This window comes from Aeromonas salmonicida subsp. salmonicida (assembly GCF_001643305.1).
GTDB classification, from domain to species: domain Bacteria; phylum Pseudomonadota; class Gammaproteobacteria; order Enterobacterales; family Aeromonadaceae; genus Aeromonas; species Aeromonas salmonicida.
This window is the reverse complement of record NZ_LSGW01000025.1, coordinates 1-22,806: the sequence shown is the minus strand read 5'-3', so window position 1 is coordinate 22,806 and position 22,806 is coordinate 1. Positions and strand designations below refer to the sequence as shown.

General features: G+C 56.9%; 21 protein-coding genes. 19 read left to right on the top strand and 2 right to left on the bottom strand.

Annotation, left to right across the window (positions count from 1 at the left end; translation table 11 throughout):
* Window positions 1–3: 3 nt before the first annotated feature.
* The 17 genes from AXW79_RS01900 to AXW79_RS01835 all read left to right on the top strand — a co-directional run bounded on the left by AXW79_RS01900 (window position 4) and on the right by AXW79_RS01835 (window position 13,742).
* The gene (locus tag AXW79_RS01900) at window positions 4–2,208 is read left to right on the top strand and encodes a portal protein (protein ID WP_052446561.1); all 2,205 of its coding nucleotides are present in this window, start codon (window positions 4–6) and stop codon (window positions 2,206–2,208) included.
* A gap of 145 nt (window positions 2,209–2,353) precedes the next feature.
* On the top strand, window positions 2,354–2,506 hold the full coding sequence (locus AXW79_RS22680) for a hypothetical protein (RefSeq protein WP_155395606.1): 153 nt from the start codon (window positions 2,354–2,356) through the stop codon (window positions 2,504–2,506).
* Window positions 2,503–2,925 carry a Gp49 family protein gene (locus AXW79_RS01895; protein WP_043150746.1) on the top strand — a complete coding sequence of 141 codons (423 nt, stop codon included), beginning with the start codon at window positions 2,503–2,505 and terminating at the stop codon, window positions 2,923–2,925. Before AXW79_RS22680 ends, AXW79_RS01895 begins: the two co-directional genes overlap by 4 nt.
* 7 nt (window positions 2,926–2,932) lie before the next feature.
* A complete protein-coding gene (locus AXW79_RS22675; RefSeq protein ID WP_155395608.1) occupies window positions 2,933–3,103 on the top strand; it encodes a hypothetical protein in 171 nt (56 codons plus the stop codon).
* 54 nt (window positions 3,104–3,157) lie between these two features.
* Window positions 3,158–4,144: a hypothetical protein gene (locus AXW79_RS01890; RefSeq protein ID WP_043150748.1), complete on the top strand. Its 987-nt coding sequence runs from the start codon at window positions 3,158–3,160 to the stop codon at window positions 4,142–4,144.
* A 17-nt stretch (window positions 4,145–4,161) separates the two neighbouring features.
* Complete coding sequence (locus AXW79_RS01885) at window positions 4,162–5,163, top strand: N4-gp56 family major capsid protein (RefSeq protein WP_043150749.1); 1,002 nt, start codon at window positions 4,162–4,164, stop codon at window positions 5,161–5,163.
* A 60-nt stretch (window positions 5,164–5,223) separates the two neighbouring features.
* A complete protein-coding gene (locus AXW79_RS01880; protein ID WP_005310268.1) occupies window positions 5,224–5,679 on the top strand; it encodes a hypothetical protein in 456 nt (151 codons plus the stop codon).
* 2 nt (window positions 5,680–5,681) lie between these two features.
* Complete coding sequence (locus AXW79_RS01875) at window positions 5,682–6,077, top strand: hypothetical protein (RefSeq protein WP_043150753.1); 396 nt, start codon at window positions 5,682–5,684, stop codon at window positions 6,075–6,077.
* Window positions 6,074–8,122 carry a hypothetical protein gene (locus AXW79_RS01870; RefSeq protein WP_155395610.1) on the top strand — a complete coding sequence of 683 codons (2,049 nt, stop codon included), beginning with the start codon at window positions 6,074–6,076 and terminating at the stop codon, window positions 8,120–8,122. The genes AXW79_RS01875 and AXW79_RS01870 overlap by 4 nt, the downstream gene beginning before the upstream one ends.
* On the top strand, window positions 8,115–8,627 hold the full coding sequence (locus AXW79_RS01865) for a hypothetical protein (protein WP_043150760.1): 513 nt from the start codon (window positions 8,115–8,117) through the stop codon (window positions 8,625–8,627). Before AXW79_RS01870 ends, AXW79_RS01865 begins: the two co-directional genes overlap by 8 nt.
* The gene (locus tag AXW79_RS22670; protein WP_138984544.1) at window positions 8,620–9,774 is read left to right on the top strand and encodes a hypothetical protein; all 1,155 of its coding nucleotides are present in this window, start codon (window positions 8,620–8,622) and stop codon (window positions 9,772–9,774) included. The genes AXW79_RS01865 and AXW79_RS22670 overlap by 8 nt, the downstream gene beginning before the upstream one ends.
* Before the next feature lies 1 nt (window position 9,775).
* Window positions 9,776–10,075 carry a hypothetical protein gene (locus AXW79_RS01860; RefSeq protein ID WP_005310276.1) on the top strand — a complete coding sequence of 100 codons (300 nt, stop codon included), beginning with the start codon at window positions 9,776–9,778 and terminating at the stop codon, window positions 10,073–10,075.
* Window positions 10,076–10,127: 52 nt separating this feature from the next.
* Window positions 10,128–11,033: a hypothetical protein gene (locus tag AXW79_RS01855; protein ID WP_005310278.1), complete on the top strand. Its 906-nt coding sequence runs from the start codon at window positions 10,128–10,130 to the stop codon at window positions 11,031–11,033.
* Between the two features lie 9 nt (window positions 11,034–11,042).
* Window positions 11,043–11,414 carry a hypothetical protein gene (locus AXW79_RS01850; protein WP_005310281.1) on the top strand — a complete coding sequence of 124 codons (372 nt, stop codon included), beginning with the start codon at window positions 11,043–11,045 and terminating at the stop codon, window positions 11,412–11,414.
* A gap of 2 nt (window positions 11,415–11,416) precedes the next feature.
* Window positions 11,417–12,532 carry a hypothetical protein gene (locus AXW79_RS01845; RefSeq protein ID WP_139242515.1) on the top strand — a complete coding sequence of 372 codons (1,116 nt, stop codon included), beginning with the start codon at window positions 11,417–11,419 and terminating at the stop codon, window positions 12,530–12,532.
* Window positions 12,532–13,011 carry a hypothetical protein gene (locus AXW79_RS01840; protein WP_129712375.1) on the top strand — a complete coding sequence of 160 codons (480 nt, stop codon included), beginning with the start codon at window positions 12,532–12,534 and terminating at the stop codon, window positions 13,009–13,011. Before AXW79_RS01845 ends, AXW79_RS01840 begins: the two co-directional genes overlap by 1 nt.
* Window positions 13,008–13,742, top strand: a complete 735-nt coding sequence (locus AXW79_RS01835) for a hypothetical protein (RefSeq protein ID WP_005310286.1) — start codon at window positions 13,008–13,010, stop codon at window positions 13,740–13,742. Before AXW79_RS01840 ends, AXW79_RS01835 begins: the two co-directional genes overlap by 4 nt.
* Before the next feature lie 61 nt (window positions 13,743–13,803).
* On the opposite strand, the gene AXW79_RS01830 is transcribed toward AXW79_RS01835, so the two are convergent.
* Entirely contained in the window at window positions 13,804–14,349 is a 546-nt protein-coding gene (locus AXW79_RS01830; protein ID WP_005310288.1) for a hypothetical protein, read from the bottom strand.
* A gap of 242 nt (window positions 14,350–14,591) precedes the next feature.
* Here AXW79_RS01830 and AXW79_RS23535 point away from each other — a divergent pair, with 242 nt between their 5' ends.
* On the top strand, window positions 14,592–21,050 hold the full coding sequence (locus AXW79_RS23535) for an LPD38 domain-containing protein (protein ID WP_073531741.1): 6,459 nt from the start codon (window positions 14,592–14,594) through the stop codon (window positions 21,048–21,050).
* A 70-nt stretch (window positions 21,051–21,120) separates the two neighbouring features.
* A complete protein-coding gene (locus AXW79_RS01820; protein WP_043150764.1) occupies window positions 21,121–21,324 on the top strand; it encodes a hypothetical protein in 204 nt (67 codons plus the stop codon).
* Between the two features lie 370 nt (window positions 21,325–21,694).
* Here the strand turns inward: AXW79_RS01820 and AXW79_RS01815 are convergent, their stop codons facing one another.
* The gene (locus AXW79_RS01815) at window positions 21,695–22,057 is read right to left on the bottom strand and encodes a helix-turn-helix domain-containing protein (RefSeq protein WP_043144181.1); all 363 of its coding nucleotides are present in this window, start codon (window positions 22,055–22,057) and stop codon (window positions 21,695–21,697) included.
* Between the last annotated feature and the right edge of the window lie 749 nt (window positions 22,058–22,806).

The following is a 22,806-nucleotide window of genomic DNA, read 5'->3' as shown; positions in this document are numbered from 1 at the left end:
ACCATGCAAAACCCGACTGAAATCACACTGTCCTCCGAGATGGTGGAACAGCTCTCGCCCCTTGATCTGTTTGGTGCCAGCCGCTTTCGCGATATTGAGCATCAGCTGCAGCAGCGCAGCCTTGTCGAACAGCGTTGGCTTGACGACCTGCGCCAGTACCGCGGGGAGTACGAGCCTGACTTTATCAAGGAGCTGGAGAAGGCCAAGAAGTCGCAGGCCTTCGTCAACATCACCCGCGAGAAGACCGACGCATGGGCTGCTCAGATGGGGGATATGCTGTTCCCTGTCGATGACAAGAACTACGGGATCGCGCCATCGCCGGATCCGAAGCTCTCCATGTTGGCCAAAGGTGTGCAGCAGGGTATGGATGGTCAGCAACAGCCAACGACCGAGGCACAGCAGGCTGCAGAGGTACTGGCCGCTGCCCAGGCCGCTGCAACAGCAATGGAAAAGACGATTGATGACCAGCTGATCGCCTGCGATTACAACGCCGAATCGCGGAGAATGCTGCATTATGCCGCCAAGATAGGTACCGGTATCATCAAGGGCCCCATTGTAGAGAGCGCCATCAAGCAGGCGTGGCTACCCGGCCAGGATGGTTCGTGGTCTGTTGAGATTGTGAAAGACCTCAAGCCAGGGGCTCGCTGCGTATTGCCATGGGACTTCGTGCCGGATATGGGGGCCACCCGTTGGGACGATTGCGAGTTCGTCTACGAGCGGGAGTACATGACCAAGAAGGAGCTGCGCCGGCTGCTCAATATGGAATCTATGGGTTTCATCCCGGAGCAGGTAGAAAAGCTGCTGGCGCAAGACCCGTCTTCGACCCGCACCCGCTACGCCGAGTTCGTTGACCAGATCCGTTACCTGTGCGGGCTCAACCCAACCAACCAAGACTCTAGGTTTGAGGTCTGGACATATCACGGCCCGATCCCAGTTGAGGTGCTGCTGGTTGCTGGGGTGGACATCACCGAGATGGAGGGGCGCGAGTTTGATGGCGTTGCCATTTTCTCCGGTGACGTGATCCTGAAAGTGACCATCAACCCGATGGATACCATGGAGTGGCCTTACTCCGTCTATGTCTGCGAACCGGATGAGGGGAGCATCTTCGGCCTGTCCATGCCGTACCTGATGCGCCACCCTCAGCGGATCATCAACAGCGCCTGGCGGGCCATGCTGGACAACGCTGCCAAGACGGTGGGGCCACAGGTAGTGGTGAACAAGCGCCTGATCTCCCCAGTGGATGGAAATTGGGAGGCTACGCCATTCAAAGTGTGGGAAATGGACTCCAACCAGCAGTATGCAGAGGTGCAAAAGGCTTTCGGGGTGTTCCACTTCGACAGCCGGCAGAGTGACATGGCCAACATCCTGCAGCTGGCGCTCTCCCTGCTCGATCGCGAGGCCGGGGTGCCGATGATAAGCCAGGGTGAGCAGGGGCAGGTGACGCCGACCTTGGGCGGCATGAGCATGCTGATGAACGCCGCCAATGCCGTGCGCCGTCAGCAGGTGAAGGAGTATGACGACAACATCACCAAGCCAATGATCCGGCGTTTCTACAACTGGAACATGCAGTTCGGTGAGGACGCAGCCATCAAGGGAGATTTCGAGGTGCAGGCCAGAGGCACCAGTGCGCTGCTGGTCAAGGAGATCCAGACCGCCCAGCTGACCCAGATCCTGGACAAGTACACCCAGAACCCGACCTTTGCGCCGATGTTCAAGCCGTATGAGGCGATGAAGACCCTGTTCCAGTCCATGCACATCGACAATGCCAAGGTGTTGCGCAGCCAGGAAGAGTACGACGCAGCCATCAAGCAGCAGCAAGAGGCTGGGCAGCAGGATCCGCAGCTGGTCAAGTTGCAGATGGAGCAGCAGCTGGCTCAGGCCAAGTTTGAGCATGAGACTCAGCTCGCCCAGATGAAGAGTGCTGGCGCCCTGCAGATGGCGCAGATGCAGGCGTCACTCAAGCAGATGGAACTTGAGTTCTCCAGCCAATACAAGTTGGCCACCATGCAGCTGCAGCATGAAGACAGCCAGCGACGTGAGCGCATCGAGCTGATGAAGCTGGCCCAGAACAAGCAGATGAGCCAGGAGCGACTGATGATCGAACTGGAGAAGCTGGATAAGGCGCAGGCTCACGACACCCAGAAGTTCATGGCCGAGGTCAAGATGAAGCAGATCCTGCCGCCGACCGGGAATTACGGGTTGGAGTAGGAGTAGTTGACTTTTCCAGCAGGTGGCACAAAATAGCTCTAAGACTGCCAGATTCTCATTTGCCCCGCCTTGTGCGGGGTTTTTTGTTTCTGGGGTGCGCATATTATGCCCGGCCATGTGCCGGGCTTTTTTATTGGGGATGGGTATGAGTGAAGCCAAATACTGCCCATTTTGTCAGCGTGATATTGAGCCAGAGCAGGAAGATGGCGTGGTTATTGGGCTGGCTTCTGGCGACAGGGTTTATGTCCACGACGACGTGAAGCATGACCCTGACTATCAATTTGGAGAGTTGCAATGAGCGATCAGCAAATCGAGCAAGAGATTCAAGCCAAGGGGCTGACTGCGCCGCGCGTCACCCCGCAGCGCATCGAAGAGGTGATCGCTGCTGAGACATACTTCACCGCCGCTGATGGCGCTACAGCTTCCGGCGACCCGTTTCACGACTCACTGTCACTGCTGACCTTCTGCGTGCTCACCCTGCAGAACGGCTTCACTGTTACCGGCGAAAGCGCCTGCGCCAGCCCGGAGAACTTCAGCGCCGAGTTGGGCCGCAAGATCGCCCGCGAGAACGCCATCAACAAGGTGTGGATGCTGGAAGGCTACCTGCTGAAGCAGCAGCTGCACGACGCGCAGAATGTTGTAGTCCTGACCGACGCCGACGCGCTGGCCGACCTGAGCGGCACGCCGCGCCCTGATAACCCATCCGTGGCGAGCTGATAACGCCATGCTCACCCGTAGCCAGGACACCAATGCCGTCTTGCTCCACCTGCAGGACCAGCTCAAGCAGCTGCGCTCTGACCTGGAGCAGGACATGGAACACGAGCAGACCCAGGCCACCCGAGCCCAGATCCGTTTGCTCGACAGCCTTATCAAAGATTTCACGCCAGCCGAGTAATTCCGGCAAGCCACTGTAGCCCGCCTTGTGCGGGCTTTTTTTTGGAGATTTTACATGGATCACCTGAACGACCAAGCCGCAACAGAAGCCCACCAGGACGCCGCCGATGGCCGCGAACTGGACGTGTTCGCACAGGCTGCTGGTGCCGCTGACGCGCGTTTGCGTGGTGAGCCCGCAACCAGCGAGCCGCAAAACGACGAGCAGCACGGAGACAACCAGACCGGCGCCACCACTGGCGACGATGAACAGCATCAACAGGAAGCCGCCTCTGCTGCTGAGCAGCAAGCCGCATCCGAAGATGACCTGTTTTCTGATGCATCACCCGAGCAGCGCGCCTATCTGCAATCGCTGTTAGCTGACCGGGATCGGGAGGCTCAGGCCGCTCGCTCCGCCAATGGTCGCTATGCCGCTACACAGCGGCAACTTGCCGAGAAAGAGCGCCAGTTCAATGAGCAGATCAACAGCATCCAGCAGGCAGACAAGAAGGGGGATGGTAAGGATGCCACCCGCCAGCTCGACGCCCTGGAAAGCCGCATTGCAGCGATGCGCGAGGATTACCCCGACATTGCTGACCATATGCAAGGCGTTGCTGATGCTCTGCGCGATGGACTGCGCAGCGAAATCTCACAAGTAAAGGAGCCGGTTGCCCAACTGCGTGAGCAGGCACAGGTGCGCCAGCACGAAGAGCTGATCGCCATCGAGACTGACGAGTTGATGCGTCGGCACCCCGATGCTGAAACGGTTGTTGTGAGTCAGGAGTTTCAAGCCTGGATCACTCAGCAGCCAGCCTCCGTGCAGAGCATCGCCAACTCTGACAGCGCAGCAGACGCCGATGTGGTGCTGACCCTCTACAAGTCCACCCAACTCCAAGCTCAAGCAGCTCAAGCCCAACGCAACGCGCAGCGCCAGCGCAAATTGGCAGATATGGCTCCGCTAGGCGGCAGCCAGGGCCGCGCCACGGTGGATACAGGGGATGAAGCCTCTGCGTTCAGTCGTGCCGCAGCCGATGCGGATAAGCGGCTGGCGCAGCGCAAATACTGATTCAGGAGAGATAAGTCATGGCTACTACTACCTACGGGGATATCTCCCCGCGTGTCGGCATCATCGCCGAAGTGAAGATGCTCGAGCACGCCGAGCCGATCCTGGTGCTGCAAAAGTTTGGCGACCCCAAGCCGCAGCCCAAGAACAAGGGTCAAACCGTCAAGTTCCGCCGCCCTGTGCCGTTCGCTGCGGCCACCACTCCGCTGGCTGAGGGTGTTACCCCGTCCAGCCAGAAGATGGCCTACCAGGATGTGACTGTCGGCATGGCGCAATACGGTGCGTGGACCGAGATCACCGACGTGATCGCAGACACCCACGAAGACCCGGTGCTGCAGGATGTGCAAATGCTGCTGGGCGAGCAGGCAGCTGAAACCTTCGAAGTGCTGACCTGGGGCGTTATCTCTGGTGGCACCAGCGTAATTTACGCCAACGGCACCGCCCGCAACGGCGTGAACACCGCGATCAGCCTCAACAAGTTGCGCTTGGCCTCTCGTTCGCTCAAGAAGCAGCGCGCCAAGAAGATCACCAAGATCCTGGCTGCATCAGTCAGCGTTGGCACCAAGCCGGTCGAGGCCGCCTTCGTAGTGGTTGCGCACACCGACTGCGACTCTGACATTCGCGGCCTGGCTGGCTTCAAGTCGGTTGCCGAGTACGGCACCCGTCAGCCGCTGTGCCCGGAAGAGATCGGATCTGTGGAAGAGTTCCGCTTCGTGCTCTCCCCGGTGCTGACCTCTCTGCCGGATGCAGGCGGCGCCAAGGGCGCCATGGTATCCACTGGCGGCACCAGTGCCGACGTGTACCCCATGGTGGTGCTGAGCCAGAACAGCTTTGGCATCGTCCCGCTCAAGGGCAACGGCGGCCCGGGCTCCATCGTGCCGATGATCCTGAACCCCAACACCCCGCGTGGTGGTGACCCGCTCGGTCAGCGTGGTTCTGCCTCCTGGAAAAGCTGGTTTGCCGCAGTTCGCCTGAACGAGCTGTGGATGACCCGCATCGAGGTAGCGGTTACCGCCCTCTAATACGCCGCCCATAAAAGGCCCGCCCAGTGCGGGCCTTTTCTTTTTCTGGAGAAAAGCACCATGGAATTGATCGACCTCAATAACGCATCGCCTGCCGATTTGCGCAAATACCTGTCCGATAACTTCGGCATCGACAAGGCTGCCAATACCAGCCGTGACAAGCTGGTTGCCGAGATCGTTGAGCAGGAGCAGGCGAACGGCGTCAACCGTGACGCAAGCACCGCCCCGAGCGCAGAAGCGATTACCGGAGCCCCCACCATCGAACAGCGCGAAATCAACGAAGCCAAGCGCGTCAAGATTCGTATTTCCCGCGATCCCCAAAGTCGCGGCAATGATGATGTGTACGCCTCCGTCAATGGCGTCGCCTACATCATCAAGCGTGAAACCGTGGCCGAGGTGCCGGAGCCCGTTTACCAGGTGCTGATGCAGGCCACCGAGATGCGCTACGAGCAGCACGACGACGGCTCCCTCATTCCTCGCACTGTGCAGTCCTACCCGGTCAGCCTGGTCGGCTAATCATGACCTTCCTCGAGCTATGCAGGCGGTATGCCGCAGAGGTGCACGACCTCGGCGGCCCACCGAAAAACCTTGCTGATGGCAATCCTCGCACCCTGGCCGCAGCAGACACGATCCGTGAAAGCTGGGAGAAGATCCAGCTGCTGCGTAATGATTGGGAGTGGTTGCGTGGTGAAACACCAATACCGACCCAAACGATGGCGGCGGAGTCGGACGTGCCGCACATTGAGCCTCCCTATCATATGGCTATCGTCTGGTATGCAGTCGCTCAGAGCGGGTATCGACAGGCCGCCACTGAGCTGATCGCCATCGGTGAGCGCGAGTGGAATGTCTATTACGGGTTACTGGTGAAGCGGTACGTGCCGCCACTGTCGCTGGTTAGCGGGGCCTCATGGTGAAAATGCCAACTCGAAATAGCACATTCATTCCGCTGAAAGGGGGCATTGATCTATCAACCACGCCGCTGGCGAAGGCTCCCGGGTTTGCGCTGGCAGCGGTGAACGTCGATGCATTGGCAAGTGGCGGTTACGCCAGAACGCTTGGCTATGACCGATTTGACGGGCGCCCTTCACCAAGCCGGAACCGAAAGTTCACCTCAATTGATGTGGGTGATGCCCCTGACGCTGCTCATCCAGTATTCACCGCAATCACCTGGGCGGGAGGTAGTGGGGCGTACTTGTCCCGATCGGGTCATTTCATTAATGCCGTCATTATTGAAGGCAGCATTACCGCGGGAACGATTTTGGATATAGCCGGTGTCGGCTATGTCGCGCAGCAGGATGGCCGCGAATACAGCAAAACCAAGGCCGAGAACATTGCAAACCAAGCCATTGCCGCAGATTGGCGCCGTTCGCAAATAGGCCCGGTGCCGGGGGTAGGGCCTGTGCGCGGAGTTATTGCTGTGCGCAATGCGGTGTTTGCCGTTCGGGACATTGACGTTAACACTGGCGGCTTGTTCATGGCTTCCGAAGCGGGTTGGCAGCAGATAACCTCATTTGGTTGGGTGCTGACGGTCACCAATGTGGCCAACATCTCGAACGGGGATGTCACCCTCACTCGAACCGGTGACAACAAAGTGTTCAGGTGTGTTGCCCAGTTGGCGGCTGATGGCAAGAGCGGGGTCGTCGTCGCAGCTCCAGGTGATGCGCCGGCTGTTGGTAATGTACTTACTGGGCTTGGTGATGCCACGTGCACGGTTGCCAAGGTTGATGCGATAACCATTAAGGCGGGCGGGCGCTATCAGGCCACTGTACACAATTTCTTTGGTGGTACTGGGCAGCGGGCCGCCTATGTGGCATCAGGTGTGCAGAGGGCCTTTGAGTTGCGGGAGGACGGGTGGCTTGTCCCGCTCCACGCCCAGCCAGATGCAACAAAAGACAAGCCACTGGAGATCGCCATCCACTCAGGTCATCTGTTCCTCGGGTATGAGGGCGGGCAGTACCAGCATAGCGCGCCAGGCAACCCGCACACCTGGAGCGCCCTGCTGGGGGCAGAGTCATTCTCTATTGGTGATGAGATCACAGCGATGCTGCCGACGACTGGTGGCGTGCTGGTGATTGCATCGGCTCGGCGGGTCTTTGGCCTTTATGGCTCTGGCTCGAAGGACTGGGAGCAGAGAGCTCTTTCTGAGTCGGTTGGTATCGCGGCTGGTACTGGTCAGTCGCTGTTTCTCCCGGTGGGTCTGTCAGACCGAGGCTTGGTCAGGCTGGATCGGGTTCAGGAATTTGGCGATTTCGCACTTAACCAGCTCGATCCTGATCACCACTTCAAAGCGATGATTGACGGGATGGATTGGGCTTTTTCCACGCAGATCGCAGAGCTAAACCAATACCGACTATTCAGCCGAGGGCTGACGCATCTTGCTGTCACCATTTTGGCTGATGGGTCACCGATGGCCACCACGTTTCAATATCCATCTGCAGTGGCAGGGGTCTGGCGTTACACGGAGCAGGGGGAGCAACTATTTTTCTGTTTAAGTGGTAGTGAGGGGATGGTGTTCACTATCGATAAGGAATCTCGGTCTTTTGATGGTGCCGCGATTTCATGGCGGATCCGCTTGCCATTCGCTCACTCAGGTTCGCCGGGGGTGAAAAAAACCTGGCTTACCGCGCTTGTGGAGCAAACATCCCCTAATCAGGCGCCAATCCAGGTTAAGTGGTCAATAGACCACATGATTGACGCTCACTTTACAAGCCAGAAGGTTCACTCAATTGTGTCAGAGGACCCTTCTGCTGCGTGGGATCAGGTTGCCATCTGGAATCAGACTCAGTGGAACCAGTTTTACTGGAGCGGTAGTTACGGGTACACCAATGCACCAATTGACCTCTCTGGCACCTCGGCGTCTATCTCGATATTGATGGGGGGCGCAAGTTCATCAGATCCAAACTTCACCATTACTGGCGTGACTCTGGATTATTTCGCTAGGAGGGCAAGGCGTGGCTAATCCCTATTACGATCGGTTAAATGAATATGTGCCAGGAGAGCTGGCAGACGGCCAGGCTGTAGAGGCTGACTTTGGCGCAGTTCAGACGGGGTTTGAGCGTGTCAACACAGACATGCAGGCGCGAGTGACGAAGGCTACAAAGGTAAATGGCAAGCCTTTATCTGGCGACGTTGATCTGACCCCTGGTGATGTGGGGGCGATGAGGTCGCTGAACGGGCAAAAGCCAAATGCCGACGGCGACTTAGTACTTAATCTCTTGCATGGGTCAGACACCGCTGATCAGTATGTCAGCTCATCGTTTACCTACGATGTGGACGGCAGGCTGACGAGCATGATAACGCTATATCCAGCGGGCCCAAAGTCATCCTCGTTCACATATGACCCCTCTGGGAGATTGCTTTCATCGGTGTCGATTTATCTCGGCAGAAAAACCACGACCACCTATCTGTATAACAATAACGGACAACTCGAAAGCGCGGAATCTGTGGAGACTGAACATGAGTGAATTCGACCCAGTTATTTTGGCAGAGGTTAATCGTGGCAACTCGCTTGTCAGTGATGTTTTATCACCTCTGATTAGTGGCATTTCAGGAGCCGTGATCGGCGGGGTTACGCCGGCTGTTGGTATGTCAGCACAATTGCCATCAACCAAGCCGATGATTGTCCAAGAAAACACTGAATGGTTACGCTCTGGGGTTTTAATACCGCAGGAAGGTTATGTAGGTATCCCTGATTATTTGACGCAACTTGGCCCTGGCGTGATTGCCACAGAAAATGGCGTACTACCGTCCTCGGTGAACGTCGTCTCCACGGCCAGCATTGGGGCGCTGGTTGTTTTTGCGGCAAGCAGTGGCGGGGTTTACGTATCAAAAGATCGCGGCCTTACTTGTTTGATTGCCTCTGGCGTTTCAGCTTCTGCCGTTTTTGAGTGCAATGGACTTATCTATGCAAGTAACAGTGGCAGCCTGCGACGCACGTCTAACGGGGATACTTGGGAGTACTGCACCGGAGTTACAGGTGCAGTTTGTGGTATCGCGTATGGGAATGGGGTGTATATCGCCCCATCAAGTTACTCAACGAATGAATGCTGGACAAGTTCGGATGGTGTTTCATTCGCGATAAAGTTGACAGCTCCTGCAGCGGCAAAAACCAGCATTTGCTTTGCAAATGGATTGTTCTTTTTATCGACGACTCAAAGTTCGGTTGTTGGCCCAAGCGTATCTAACAACGGTGAGTCATGGTTCGTTGCAACCCTCTACCAAGGGGCGTCACTGCTTGTTCACTTGGTTATTTCTGCTGCTGATCGAATTTACGCATTCACCAATGCGGGTATCTTTGAAACGTTGGATGCAACGCAATGGATTAAAATTGGCATTATGCCGTCTTCATATACGGCCACACCTAATTTCCCGCGAGGGTTCTATCAAGATGGATTGCTTGGTGTTTTATCCTCCTCATCAGTGTTGATGGCAAATCACCCCTCCGCCCTAGTGTCAATCACCTTTGGTGGCGCTGCTCATGCTGCATGTATTTCTGGTGACTACCTTATTGCAGGACTTACGAAACCATCCAGTATTGTTCACAGGAGTAAGCTGGGGCGGGTTGTAGGAAATCCAAGATATATAAGCGGAATTTACTACAGGGTAAAATGACATGAACATGTTTATTGTTGATGGTCCTGGTGCTAATCGCGCTAGCGTCGGATTTAACGATATTGATCTCGAAATAAATGACAAGGTGTTAGCCATAAAAGCCGAGGCGGAGCGCCGTATCACCGCCTTGGACTGGCGCCTGCAAAGGGCTCAGGAGCGTGAGCAGCTTGGCGAGGCAGGTTTCGAGACGGTAGCCAATGTGTTGGCTCTGCGCGAACAGATCCGGCAGGCCAGCAATGCCGCTGAGCAGGCCGTATCCACGCTAACCGATGTTGGTGCTGTGCACGCGTTCACCTGGTGAATGCAGAGACTTGAGTAAGCCGCCATCTGGCGGCTTTTTTATTGGGGGGAATATGGTAGCCATCACAGCGACGACCACGCCTTTTGATGCCAAAGACGTGAACGACCAGGTTAATAAAACGATCAGCCAGGATGGCTTGCTGATGCGCATGGCCAAGGCCAAAGGCGAGCAGTACGCAGCGGGCCGCGGGCTCTCCAACAGCTCAATCGGTGCCGAGGCGTCGCAACGGGCGATCGTTGATGCTGCGTTACCTATTGCCAGCCAGAACGCGGGGCAGGCATGGAAGAGTGACGAGAACCGAATTGATCGCGGTCATCAGCTGACTATGCAGGGGAACCAGTTTGGCCATGAAAAGGGAATGGCCAATATCAACGCGCAACTGCAAAAAGAGCGCGATCAGCTGTTGCACAAAAACAGCCTGGGAATGCTGGATGCAGAGGGCCAACAGCGCCTGAAAGAGTTGGGTGTTCAGAACCAATATCAAACTGAGCGCGATCAGCTGCTGCATAAGAACAGTCTCGGAATGCTAGATGCCGAAGGCCAGCAGCGCCTGAAAGAGCTTGGGGCGCAGAGTGAGTACCAGAAGGAGCGGGATCAGCTGTTGCACAAAAACAGCCTGGGGATGCTGGACGCAGAGGGCCAACAGCGCCTGAAAGAGTTGGATAACCAAAACAAGGCCAGCCTGGATCAGCTGGCCCAGCAGGTAGTGGCCAACACCCACGGCATGTACATGAGCACGGTCGATAAGGCAGTCAGCTCCTATAACGACCGCTATGCAGCTGTCATGGCTGACAACACGATGAAGGCTACAGACAAAGAGAAGCTGGTCAACAACATGAAGACCGAACTCAACTCGACACTGAATATGTACCAGCAGATGTACTCCAACATCAGCACCATCAAACCGGATTGGACTAAGTTCCCGTCCGCATCATTGCCCGGCGTGAACGTAAAGTAAGGGGGTCACATGTTTGATTTTGGCGGCATGGTATCAAGTGCGATCGACATGGCCGATCAGGCGGTCGATGCGGTGCTTGGTGGCCTTTCCAGTGCGGGATCTTGGATGCAGAGCAATCCGGGTGCGGCAACGCTACTTGGTTCAGCCCTGGTCGCTGGCGGCTCATACCTTGAGAACCGAGAGGCTCAGAAGAACCAGCGCAATATGCAGAAAGACATATGGGGCAGGGAGGATCAATTACGGCAGGAGAATGGTCTGCCGGCCAATCTGACGCCGGTCGAGTACCAGGTATCAACGCCAGGGCTTGCCGGTGATGGTATGTCTACGGGGGGGGCTCTTACCAGCGGGCTTCTTGCCAACATCAAGAAGCAGGGGGGTTAAGGATGTCCAAAGAAAGCGGTGGCGCCCCGGGTGGTGGCGGAAATCATAATGGTGGTGCCAATAAAGGTGGCGCTAACAGTGGGTCCTCTTCAAAAGGCGGTGGCGGCAGCAGCAAGGGCAGCGGTAAGAACGACAGCAAAAGCAGCGGAAACAGTAAAAGCGGCCCGAGTTCAATTGGTGGCGCATCTAGTTACGGCATGAGCAAGGGCTCGTTCAATAACTCCATTGGCGCCAACAACAAGGGGCAGCAAGCCACCAGTGGCAACGGTAAAAATGACAACAGCAGCGTTGCCAGTCGCATTTCGTCCGTCAGCAAGACCCTGGACAACTACAAGGCAGCCTCTACTCCTCCAAACCACAACATCAGCTCGATCGGCGGCCCGTCGATGTATGGCATGCACGATGGTTCTCTTGGTGGAAAGGTCAAGGGCGCTCTTGGTATGGGGCCGTCTACCAATTTCAACGAAACCATCAAAACTGACAACGTGAATGGGGTGATCGGCAACCTCCAGCGCAAGGCGCAGAGCGGCACCCTAACCGCCCGCGACAAGACCAATATTGCCGACGTATCAGGGGCATATAACAAACAGGCTGGCGCCAATATTTTTGGCGGCGCACTGCTGGGAGGGGCCGGCAAGGCGGTTGCGGGGCTGGTCGGGGATATCGGAAATACCGACTCTTACTTCTCAGGCATCGGCCGAGATGCTGCGCGCGGTGATTTTGATAGTGAACGGTTAACGGGGCAGCGAGGGCAGGCGCTGGGGTCAGAAGGGGGATTAGACTCGACCCTGAAAACCGCCTTGGGATTTTTGTCTGGCGTGGTGCCGGGTGCCGGCCAACTGCTTTCTGGTGTAGCGAGCGGCTTGACTCAGCCAGCATCAGGCTTTGGTGCTTCGCTCAACGACCTCAACGTACAGGCCGGTAACAACTTCAATCAAGCCGGTGCAAATCGCAGCAATGGCGGCAGCAATGGCGATACCGCATCAGCCCCGCCCCGCTACTCGCTGCCAAACAACAATGACCTCGATAAGAGCATGGCTGGCGACTTTAATTTCAACCCCAGCCGATTTGATGTAACCCCCGGTATCCGGGCTCAGTATGCATGGGATGGTGAGTAATGGGATTGATTCAAAGTATGCAGGGCCAGCAACCACAACAACCACAGCAGCAGGGCGGTAATGATGACGCCATGCATGCCAGCTTGATGGAGATGCTGGGCGCCACCCTGCTTGGTGATGGTGGGCAGGCCGTTGCCGGTCGCTTGCAGGCCGGCGAGGACAAGATCCAGGGGGTGGCCGATGCGGTGGCAGGGGGCATTTTCACCATCCTCAAGCAGGCCATGGAAGCCGGTCGCGGCGTTCCTGCTCAGCAGATCGTCAAAGCGGTGTATGCCGGCTGCCGTGAGATGCTTACATCGGGCAAAATTGGCGATCCAGATAGCAAGATCGACGCCCTGTTTCGCGCCATGGACAAACTCAAGGAGATGGACGCCGAGAACGACGTGATTGACGATCAGATCCTGGCTGAGGCCAGTCAGATACTGGAGGCTATCGTGCAAAAAATGGATGAAGCCGAACAGCAAGGGGGTGCAGCATGAGCCTGCTCGCAGCATTAGCCAAGGGCTTTGGTGCCGGTACCGTCAATAACGCGCAGGTAGGGTTTGCGGAGCAGCAGCGCCTGCGTGAAGCCGCTCAGCGTAAAGACGAGATGGGAACGGAGCTGGCCGCCCGTGACAAGTTGACACAGAAGCAGATCGACGCGAGCCGTGAAGAGAACAATACCCGATTCAAGGCAATGGCTGTCGAGAACCAGAAGAACCGGGATCATGACTGGGCCATGTTCGAGAGGCGACTTGCACTGGAAACGCAAGCAGCGGCTGCCAACGCCAGCGTTCGCGCCCGCGAGACTCACGCCAAGAACATCATGGGCACCATGGATCAGCTGTCCAAGCGCAAGGCGGAGCTGATGGGGAACGACAAGATTACCGATGAACAGCGCGCAGTAGCTCTGGGCGAGATTGATACATTGGGCTACACCTTGGCATCTGACCCTGGCGCCCAGCAACTGCTGGGGGAGTTTGGGGGTGGAGGCTACGCCAATTACTGGCTTTCCTTGGCGCCGCAGAAGCAGGCCGAGCCGACCCAGGCACCACAACAATCAGTCGCCCCCCCTGCAACCCAGCCACCAAAACCGCAAGGCATCATCCCTCGTATGCAGGGTGACCGCTCTATCGAGAAGGCATTGATACAGTCTGGCAGGGAGGCACTGAATGCCAATAAAAATCCTGACGCCATGGCATCCAGCGCTTACCAGCAGATGTACAAATAATAAAGCCCGCCGAGTGGCGGGCTAATTTGTTCAGCTGATTGTATTTTTATCTTGTAAGTTACTACTTAACATCTGCTGATTTTGCCAATTCATCAAGGGCTTTTTTAAAGCCATCCGCATGGCCGACAGTGCTGATACCTGCGTTTTCTTTCTGTTCCCCTTCATTTATGAAGTGTTTTTTAAGTATGGATTCAAAACCTCTAACATCAGTATCGTGCCCATTGAAATTAACTATATTGGATGATGCCATTTTGACTGCTATCTCAATAGATTCGTCGCCAAACACCTGCGTATAGCACTGAGAAAACCCACTCTTCTGTTTCTTTGTTGATGTTGCCTTGTATTGCTCACCATCAACAATTAGATCTCCATTGCATCTTGTTGCATTTATTTCTAGCAATGTGAAAGCTGATTCATTATTTAATGCTTCAAAGGTTACTTGGACCAAGTCATCATGATAAGACGCCCCAATCCACCCCTTTTGTCCATTCCAGTCTTTAACAATTTCCCATCTATTGGTATCTCGACCATCAATAGAAACATTCTCATGCTTAGCACAGCTAAAAATAAACACTGACATAATGATAGCTGCAATCTCTTTCTTCATATAACAAATCCCTCTGTTTTAATCCTCATAGAAGATCATTTAATGGAACTATAACATGACCACATGATGCCCCATTTGGTGCCAAAAATCCTTGATGCCACGCACACCGCAAGAATGCCACCAAGCTCACTGTGATAGCAGAGCCGAGCTTGCCATTTAGACAGTAGTGGCACAAAATTTCCCCATCATGGCCGGACCCTTAACAGGGGCCGGCTTTTTTATTGCCTGCGGAGAATGACTACATGGCTAAGCCAACCCGGGATGACTTCATTGCTGCCGCCAGGGCACGCTATTTACCACAGCAGCCAGACGACAGCGCTGGCGATGAGCAGGGCATCATCGGCGACACTGTTGACATGTTCCAGCGTGGCATGGGGCAGACCCTGGGTGGCGACCTTGAAACGGTTGGCCAGCTGACTGGCTCGCAGGGTATCAAGGATGCCGGGCGCGGCGTCAGTGCTTGGGCTGATGGGCAGCTGGATCAGGCGTCTACTCCCATGCGTGAGGCCATGGGCAAGCAGTTCTTTCAGGAAAATGCAGAGACTGGCGCCATTGAGGCAGGCGATGCGTGGGCAGATCCGCGCGCGTGGGCGGGCAACTTCTCTACCGTGCTGGGCCAGTTTGTCGGCCTGGTTGGCGGCACCAAGGGGGCCGGCCTTATCGCCAAGCCCGCCCTGCGTGGCGCTGGCAAGCTGTTGGCAAAGGATCTGGTGGAGGGGCAAGCCAAAGAACTGGTGGCAAAAGCCACGGTGAAGGATGCCATCAGCGCTGGTGCGCTCGACTCGGTTCGGGCGGCGTATCTGGCGGCACCAGGGGAGGCAGCAAAGCGGGCCGTGCTGGATAAGGCCATTGGGCGTCTGACATCCATTGGCTATGGTGCTCACGCTGGCGCCATGGCATCTGGTATGCGGGCTCAGCAAGCAGAGCAAGAGGCGCGCGGCTACTTCAATGGGCTTGGCAACGATGAGCTCAACGCCAACCCCATCTATCAGCAGGCCTATTGGGAGCTGGCTGATGGCGATATGCAGGGGGCTGACATTGGCGATATTCGACGAGCAGCGATCGACAGCGTAGCGGAGCGAGCGGCCACCGATGCGTGGTCAGACCCGCGTGCGCTGACAGCGGATTTTCTATCTGGGGTGATGACCGGTGCCGGTGGTGGCGTCGGTGGTTTGCTCGGCAAGGTGGGAAGCACCCGGGCTGGCGCTGCCGTGCGCGGCTTTGCCGGTGAAGGAGCCACTGAGGCTTGGCAGGGTGGCGAGACGCAGCGAGCCGTGAACCAGGCAGTGCAAGAGTGGGCGGATGAGAGCCGCGACCCCATGGCTGGCGTGCTGTCTGCTGCACTGAACGAGGGGACGATTGGCGGCGCATTCGGCGGCGTAGTGGGTGCCGTACATGGCCCACAGTCTCCCGATGTGGCCAAGCCAGTGGTGCGAGTTGAGCGCCGAGTGGTTACCGGTGATCAGCAGATGGATGACATGATCCACAGCCTAGACCAGCGCCAGGCTGAGCGCGGGGCCAGCATCAGCAGCCAGATCGACAACATGTTTGCCGGTGCCAACAACCCATTAGGGTCTGGCAAGTTCGATCCGGTTCGTGATGTGCCGGCTTACCAGCGACAGGGCTTTGTTCGTGGTAGTCACGACTTCCAGGGGAAACCCATCGTACCGCTGGAGGGTGAGTTGCTGGATCCGGCTACCGCCATGTCAGTCACCCCCAGTGGCCCACAGCCTGATATGGGTGGGCAACCTTCTGATCCAGCCCGTGATGTGGCAGCCATTGCCGACCAGCGCATCAGTGGCGAGTTGCAAGATGAGGCTGCCCTGCCTGGGCCGCAGGCCACTCTGCTGCCTGGTGCGACCTATGAGGGAGAGGCGCGTGAGGTTGGCGCAGATCTGCCAGTGCCGCGTGGCCCGGCACCGGCACTGCCAGAGTTGAGCAACGCCGCCACAGTACCACTACCTGAAAGCGTGCGACTGACGCGCCGTGGCTTACCTTTCTCCAGTGAGAAGGAGGCAGCCCTGGCCAGCCGCCAGGATGAAACCCCCATCCCCCTCGATGGCGGCGGCTTTGGCATCGCCAAGATCGCAGAGTTTGAGCAGTCAAATGCTCAACAACTCGACGACATCAATGTCGCCGACTTGAGACAACCTTCTGATCTTCCAGCACAAAGCGTAATCGGAGAAACAGTTACGGCACCGGTGCAAACCGATGTTAGCCAACCACAAACAGAGGTTTCCAATGAGCAGGCTCCCCAGGTACTTGCAATCAGCAGTGAACGACAAGGTGATCAGCCTGGAGCAGGCCAATCAGTTGCAGAGAGCGCTGGAGCAGCCATTGCCGGATTCACCGACCGAGCTGGAACCGGAGATCGGGCAGATCTCCTTGCTTCTGCACCTGCACCAGATGGACAGCAGCAGAATGACCAAACACTGACAGCCCCGGCCACTGATGCCGGGGTTGATGTTTCTGGGCCTGCCGATCCCGCCCCGCTGCCGTGGGCTGAGTCCATCAACAATGCCGATGGCACCATCACGCTCAAAGGCGAGATCCAGATCATCAGGCAATGGGCCAAGGATAACGGGGTGAAGGCGATCCCGGGCAAGGGTGGGGTGGTCGTAGCCAAGTCCTCTGTCGCCAAGGTGCGGGACATGGTGGCGCCAGCCGCCACTGAGCCGGTGCGGCAGATCGAAGCTGCCCGCGCCGAGGTTGCTCCCGAGCCTACAGAGGCACAGAAGGAGGCGGGCAACTACAAGAAGGGACACCTTACGCTGCAGGGGCTGGATATCGCGCTGGAGAACCCCAAGGGGTCCACCCGTTCCGGCACCGATCAGGATGGTAAGGCGTGGCAATCTACCATGGCCCATGACTACGGCTACATCAAGCGCACCCTGGGGGCGGATGGGGATCATGTCGATGTGTTCATCGGTGACCGGCCGGATAGCGAAACGGTCTATGTGGTGGATCAGGTAGACCCCAAGACAGGCAAGTTTGACGAGCACAAGGTGATGATGGGCTTTGCCAGCGAGCCCGCCGCCCGGGATGGCTACCTTGCCAACTACGAGAAAGGGTGGAAGGGGTTGAGCGCCATCAAGGCGATGCCGGTGGAAGAGTTCAAGCGCTGGGTTAAGGAGGGGGATACCACCAAGCCAGTTGGCGAACAGCCTGCGGCGGGCGTGGACATTGGCACCCTGTCGGATGATGAGGTGATGGCGGTGGCTGACGAGCTTGGCATCAGCCACGACGACAATCCGGATGATGCGCGATGGGGGCTTGAAGGAGCCAAGAAAGACGCACTCAGCACGGCCATAGCGCGTGTTCGCAACCCATCCAGTACAACTCCAATCAAGCCAACTGCGAGCAACAGCAACATCGTATCGGCGCCACCGCTGCAGGACGAAGGTGGCGACGCAAAGCGAGCCGTCTCATTCTCCAAGCAGGCCATGGCTCAGGGTGACAAGCCGGCCAAGGCGCTGACCCGCAAAGAGGCGGAGCTGGTCACCAAGGAGTGGTTCAAGCAGTACCGTGGAGCCAGCGGCATTGATGTGCAGATCCATGCCACCCAGGTAGAGCTGGAGACGGCGCTGGGGCTGGCAGCAAAAGACGGCCTGATCCGCCGTGCCGCCTTCGATGATGATACCGGCACCCTGCATGTGGCCGCCGACACCATTGCCAACCCCAAGCGGATGCGCGAGATCCTGCGCCATGAAGTGCTGGCTCACTATGGCTTGGCCAATGTGCTTGGCGATGGCGAGTACACCAAGCTGATCAGCCGGCTCATCAAGTCGAAGAAAGACCCCAGCATGAAGGCGGTATGGGATTGGGTTGATACTCACTATGCCGATGAGGATATCGGGGTGCAGGCTGAGGAGGTGGTTGCCCACCTTGCGGAACTGGAACAGGGCGCATGGGGTCGCGGCTGGGACCTGGTGGTGGCATGGGTCACCAAGGCGCTGCGTGCAGTTGGCTTTGTGCCTGATGGTATCACTGCTGCCGAGACGAGAACCCTTATCGAGGGGCTGGGCAAGAAAATGAAGCGCGGCAGCCCTGATGATAGTGGCCCTGATGGTGGCAAGAAGTTTAGCCAGGAGGAGCAGTCAACCAATAAGGGCGGCATCAAGATGAGCCAAACCAGCAGCCAGGCAGATGATGCCATGAAGAAGCTGAACCTTGGCCCCAAGCCAGACATCATCGATAACACCAAGGCCAACCTGGACAAGCTGCGCAAGGTGGAGCGTGGCGTGGTGAAGTCGTGGGTGGATAGCTTCATCAAGAAGGCCAACACCGAAGTGCTCGATGCGCTGGCCCCCATCAAGTACGCAGAGCAAGCGGCAGGCATTACCGACGCGGCTGACTCTGGTTACATCGCAGCACGGATGGCGACCGGGGCGGCCTCCACCATGCAGGCCACCATGCTTTATGGTCTGCCGGAGTGGAAAGACGGAGTGATCCAGCGCAAGGCCGGCACCGGCGAGAAAGATGCGCTACTGGGGATCTTCTCTGACCTTGGCAAGGATTTGCACAACTGGCTCGGCTGGATGGCTGGCCACCGGGCTGAACTGCTGATGGAGCAAGGGCGCGAAAACCTGCTGAGCGAACAAGACATTGCCGCCCTGAAAGGGCTCGGGAAGGGGAAAGAGGCCAAGTTCATGGAGGCCAAAGCCCGCTGGAACCGCCTGAATGCTGCCACCCTGGATCTTGCACAGGAGGCTGGGCTGTTCACCGCTGATGCGCGGGCCGAGTTCGAAAGTGAGTGGTACATCCCATTCTTCCGGGAATCTGACGATGGTGACGTGATCGCGCCATTCAAGCCGAAGGGTATTGCCAACCAGAACGCCGGGATCAAGAAGCTCAAGGGGGGCGAGGCCAACACCAACGACCTGCTCGAGAACATCTTTACCAGCACCAGCAAGCTGATCGACGCCTCCATGAAGAACATGGCAGCGCAAAAGACGGTCTGGAATCTGGCCGATACCGGTGCCATTGAGATAGTTGCCAAGCCCAACATGATGGATTGGCGCGCACTCAAGAACGGCAAGGACCTGATCACCGTCAAGCTGGAGGGCGAGGACTACATGATCCGGGTGGTGGACCCTGATCTGTACCGCGCCATGACCTTCTTCGACCGGCAGCCGTTTGGCGATATGGTAAACATGGCGGCCAAAGCCAAGCGCCTGCTGACGGCGGGGGTCACCGCATCCCCTGAGTTCATGCTGCGCAACTTCTTGCGCGACTCCCTCTCCAGCTGGGCGATCAGTAAAGACGGCTTCAAGCCGGTGATCGATTCCCTCAAAGGGGTAAGGAAGACCTGGAGAATGGAAGGCAGCACCATTGACGTGATGTTCAGTGGGGCCAGCTTCCTCGGTGGCTATGTCAACGGCAACGATCCCACCGCCATGGCCGATACGGTGCGCAAGTCGCTGCGGCGCAAGGGCATGACGCCGGAGCAGATCACCCAGTATGAGAAGTCCTTTATCCGTAACGCAGCCCAGGCCAAGGGCGTGGTGGCCAATGTGTGGGAGAAGTACAACCGGCTCGGTGAGGCAGTTGAAAACGGCAACCGAGAAGCGGTTTATGAGGCAGCCATCAAGGCCGGCAAGAGTCACGCCCAGGCGGCGTTCGAATCGAAGGACTTGATGGACTTCTCCATGCTCGGGGCAGCCCGTACCATCCAGATGGCATCTCTGGTGCTCCCCTTCTTCAATGCCCGCATTCAAGGCCTTGGTAAGCTGAGCCGTGAGCTGCGTGACAACCCGCGCGAGATTGCTAAGCGCGCCGGCATGATCACTGCTATGTCGCTCGGGCTGCTGGCCATGAACTGGGATGACGAGCGCTATGAGGAGCTGCCTGATTGGGACAAGGATGCCAACTGGCATTTATTTGTCGGCGATCAGCACTGGCGGATCCCCAAGCCGTTCGAGATCGGGGTGATGTTTGGCACTATCCCTGAGCGTATGGTGCGAGCCCTGGGCGATAAGGATACCGGCGCCCAGTTCGGCAAGGCGGTGGCCAGGGCCATTGGCGACACCTTCGCTCTCAACCCGACCCCGCAAATCGTCAAGCCGATGGTGGAGGCTGCTTTCAACTATGACAGCTTCCGGGGTGGACCCATTGATGGTCCGCAGGATCTGGCTGTGAAGGCGGAAGCCCGTTACAACGAGCAAACCAGCCTGCTGATGCGTGAGCTGGGCGAGCTGTCTGGCTTCTCACCCAAGCAACTTGAACACTTGGTGATTGGCTACACTGGCACGATAGGCAGCTATGTGATGGCGGCCGCTGACGGCCTGATCCGGGCTGCCAGCCCGGGCGAGTCAGCCAGCTGGCGCGCCGACGAGATCCCGTTGGTCAAGGCTGTGTATCGCGGCACCGGACCTGCCAAGTCTACCCAGCACATGGAAGAGTTTTACCGGATGCTGAACGAGGTAAATCAGCTCAAGCGCACCGTTGACCAGTACCGTAGCGAAGGGCTTACCGACAAGGCCAATGAGCTGCTGGATGAGCAGGGAGGGATCTTGAAGTCGCGCCGTAGCCTGAGCCGCACCCAGCAGCAGGTCAGGGTGGTTCGCAATAAGATTGAGCTGATCCAGCGCGACAAGATCATGACGGCCGAAGAGAAGCGCCGGCGCATTGATGAGTTGCTGTCCCGCCGCAATGACTTGGTGTATCAGGCCGTTAACCGAAACATACAGAACTGGGAGTAGTTCAATAGCGGCCCTGGCTGAGCCTCGGATGTGGGGGTAAGCTGGGGCCTTGACCAGTGAGGACCTGACCATGTGGATACTGTTTGCGATAGTAATGATGGTGCTGGCGCTGAAAGCGTTCAGTTTCAGCTTTATGTTGGCGCTGATACCGTTTGCCATCGGTTGCTGGGGTTTTAGCCAGTCAACGCGAGCGAGCCTCGATACGTTCATGGCGTTCATGTTCGCCCTGGTGCTGCTCGGGTTGGGGCTAAATGTGATAGTCGCGAACTGGTAGTGAACGCGGCCGACAATAACACTGTTGACTAATGCCAGCCGAGAGGAGTAATGTGCGCGGGAATCGAATGATCCCGCTCAGATGAGTGGGTTTTTAAAGCCATAACCTGGAGATTGCCTTTTCCGGTTATGGTAAGCAGTGCCTAATTTACTTAATTATGGCGCCACCTGTGCGCCAGCCGTGAACCATAACCTTTAAACAACTGTCTGCAAGTGGAGCATCCACTAGCGGCGGTACTTGCGTTATGGAGTTTTCACGATGACTATTCTTGCCAACATCTCCTCCCTCGAACATCTGCTTCTCTGCTCCGACATGTCGCCGGAGGAACTGCACCAGGCTGATCTGCTTCTGGCTGCTATTCGCCACGCTGCTACCCAACTTGCACCCCAACAATTTCCGCATAACAAGTCAGCATCGACGCCAGATGTGGCTTAGGCAGTGTTGCTGCCCGGTTAATCAACTCCATGTGCTCATCGTCAGACACGTGCCAATCCGGATCAGCCAGGATGGCCTGAACGGACACGCCAAGCACTGAAGAGATCATGACGGCCTCGGCAAGCCCCATGAAGTCGTCGTGGTGTGGGGAAAGCCAGCGTGAAATGCTGGACCTCGGGATTTCTGTCAATTTGCTGATGTGGGTGTGTTTCAGCTTTCGCTCAGCGAGCAAGCGCCGCAACTTCTTCTTTGTGCGATGGACATAGGCAAGGCTAGAGCTGGTCAAGTAGCGTTTCATGAGTGTTCCTGTTTTGGCGCCAACCCGTGCTCTAGATCATGGCTTTATGGTTTGTCTTAAATTTGGGCCGCCTATGGTGCAAATGCTCAGTAATGACACATAAGGGGCATGTAGATTGTAGGTTAAAAATAAGAAGTAGAACGCACAGAGAAGTCACCGCCAAATCACCAGTAACGATGGAGTGTAGTGGTTGTATGGCGAGTCACAGAGCACGGGATTTTTTTGATTCAAACTGGAAGGGTTGCATAGGGGACAAAGAAAGGACTCCCGAGATCCTGCAAAAAGTGGTAGATTTATGCGGGTACTGTATATGTGTACAGTGTTTCACAGTCGAGAGGCTGAGAGAGAACGGGGGGGCACTAGCGGATGGAATCACTTACCGAACTTGAAGAGTTTATTTGGACCTTGGATCTGGCTCCGGAGGAGGAGAAAAGAATCGCGCGCATTCTTGAGAAACTTCGCGAAGAAACCGCTGCGTCATGACGCGGATTGGATTCGGATTAGCCCGCCACTGAGCGGGCTTTTCTATGCTCGTTCGGCAGGTGGAATGTTGGTTTTTTCTGGGGCAATTTTGGGGCAAGATTTATCGGATTGGGGCAATTTTGGGGCAAAAATATCGGGGGAATGAGGTGGCATAAGGAGGGCTGTGATCTGCTGGCAAGGCTGCCATATCAACGACTACAAGGGTTTACGCGGCTTTGGATGGGGTTCGTCTATTTGTGGTTGATTACCATGCCGGGGTAGTAGAT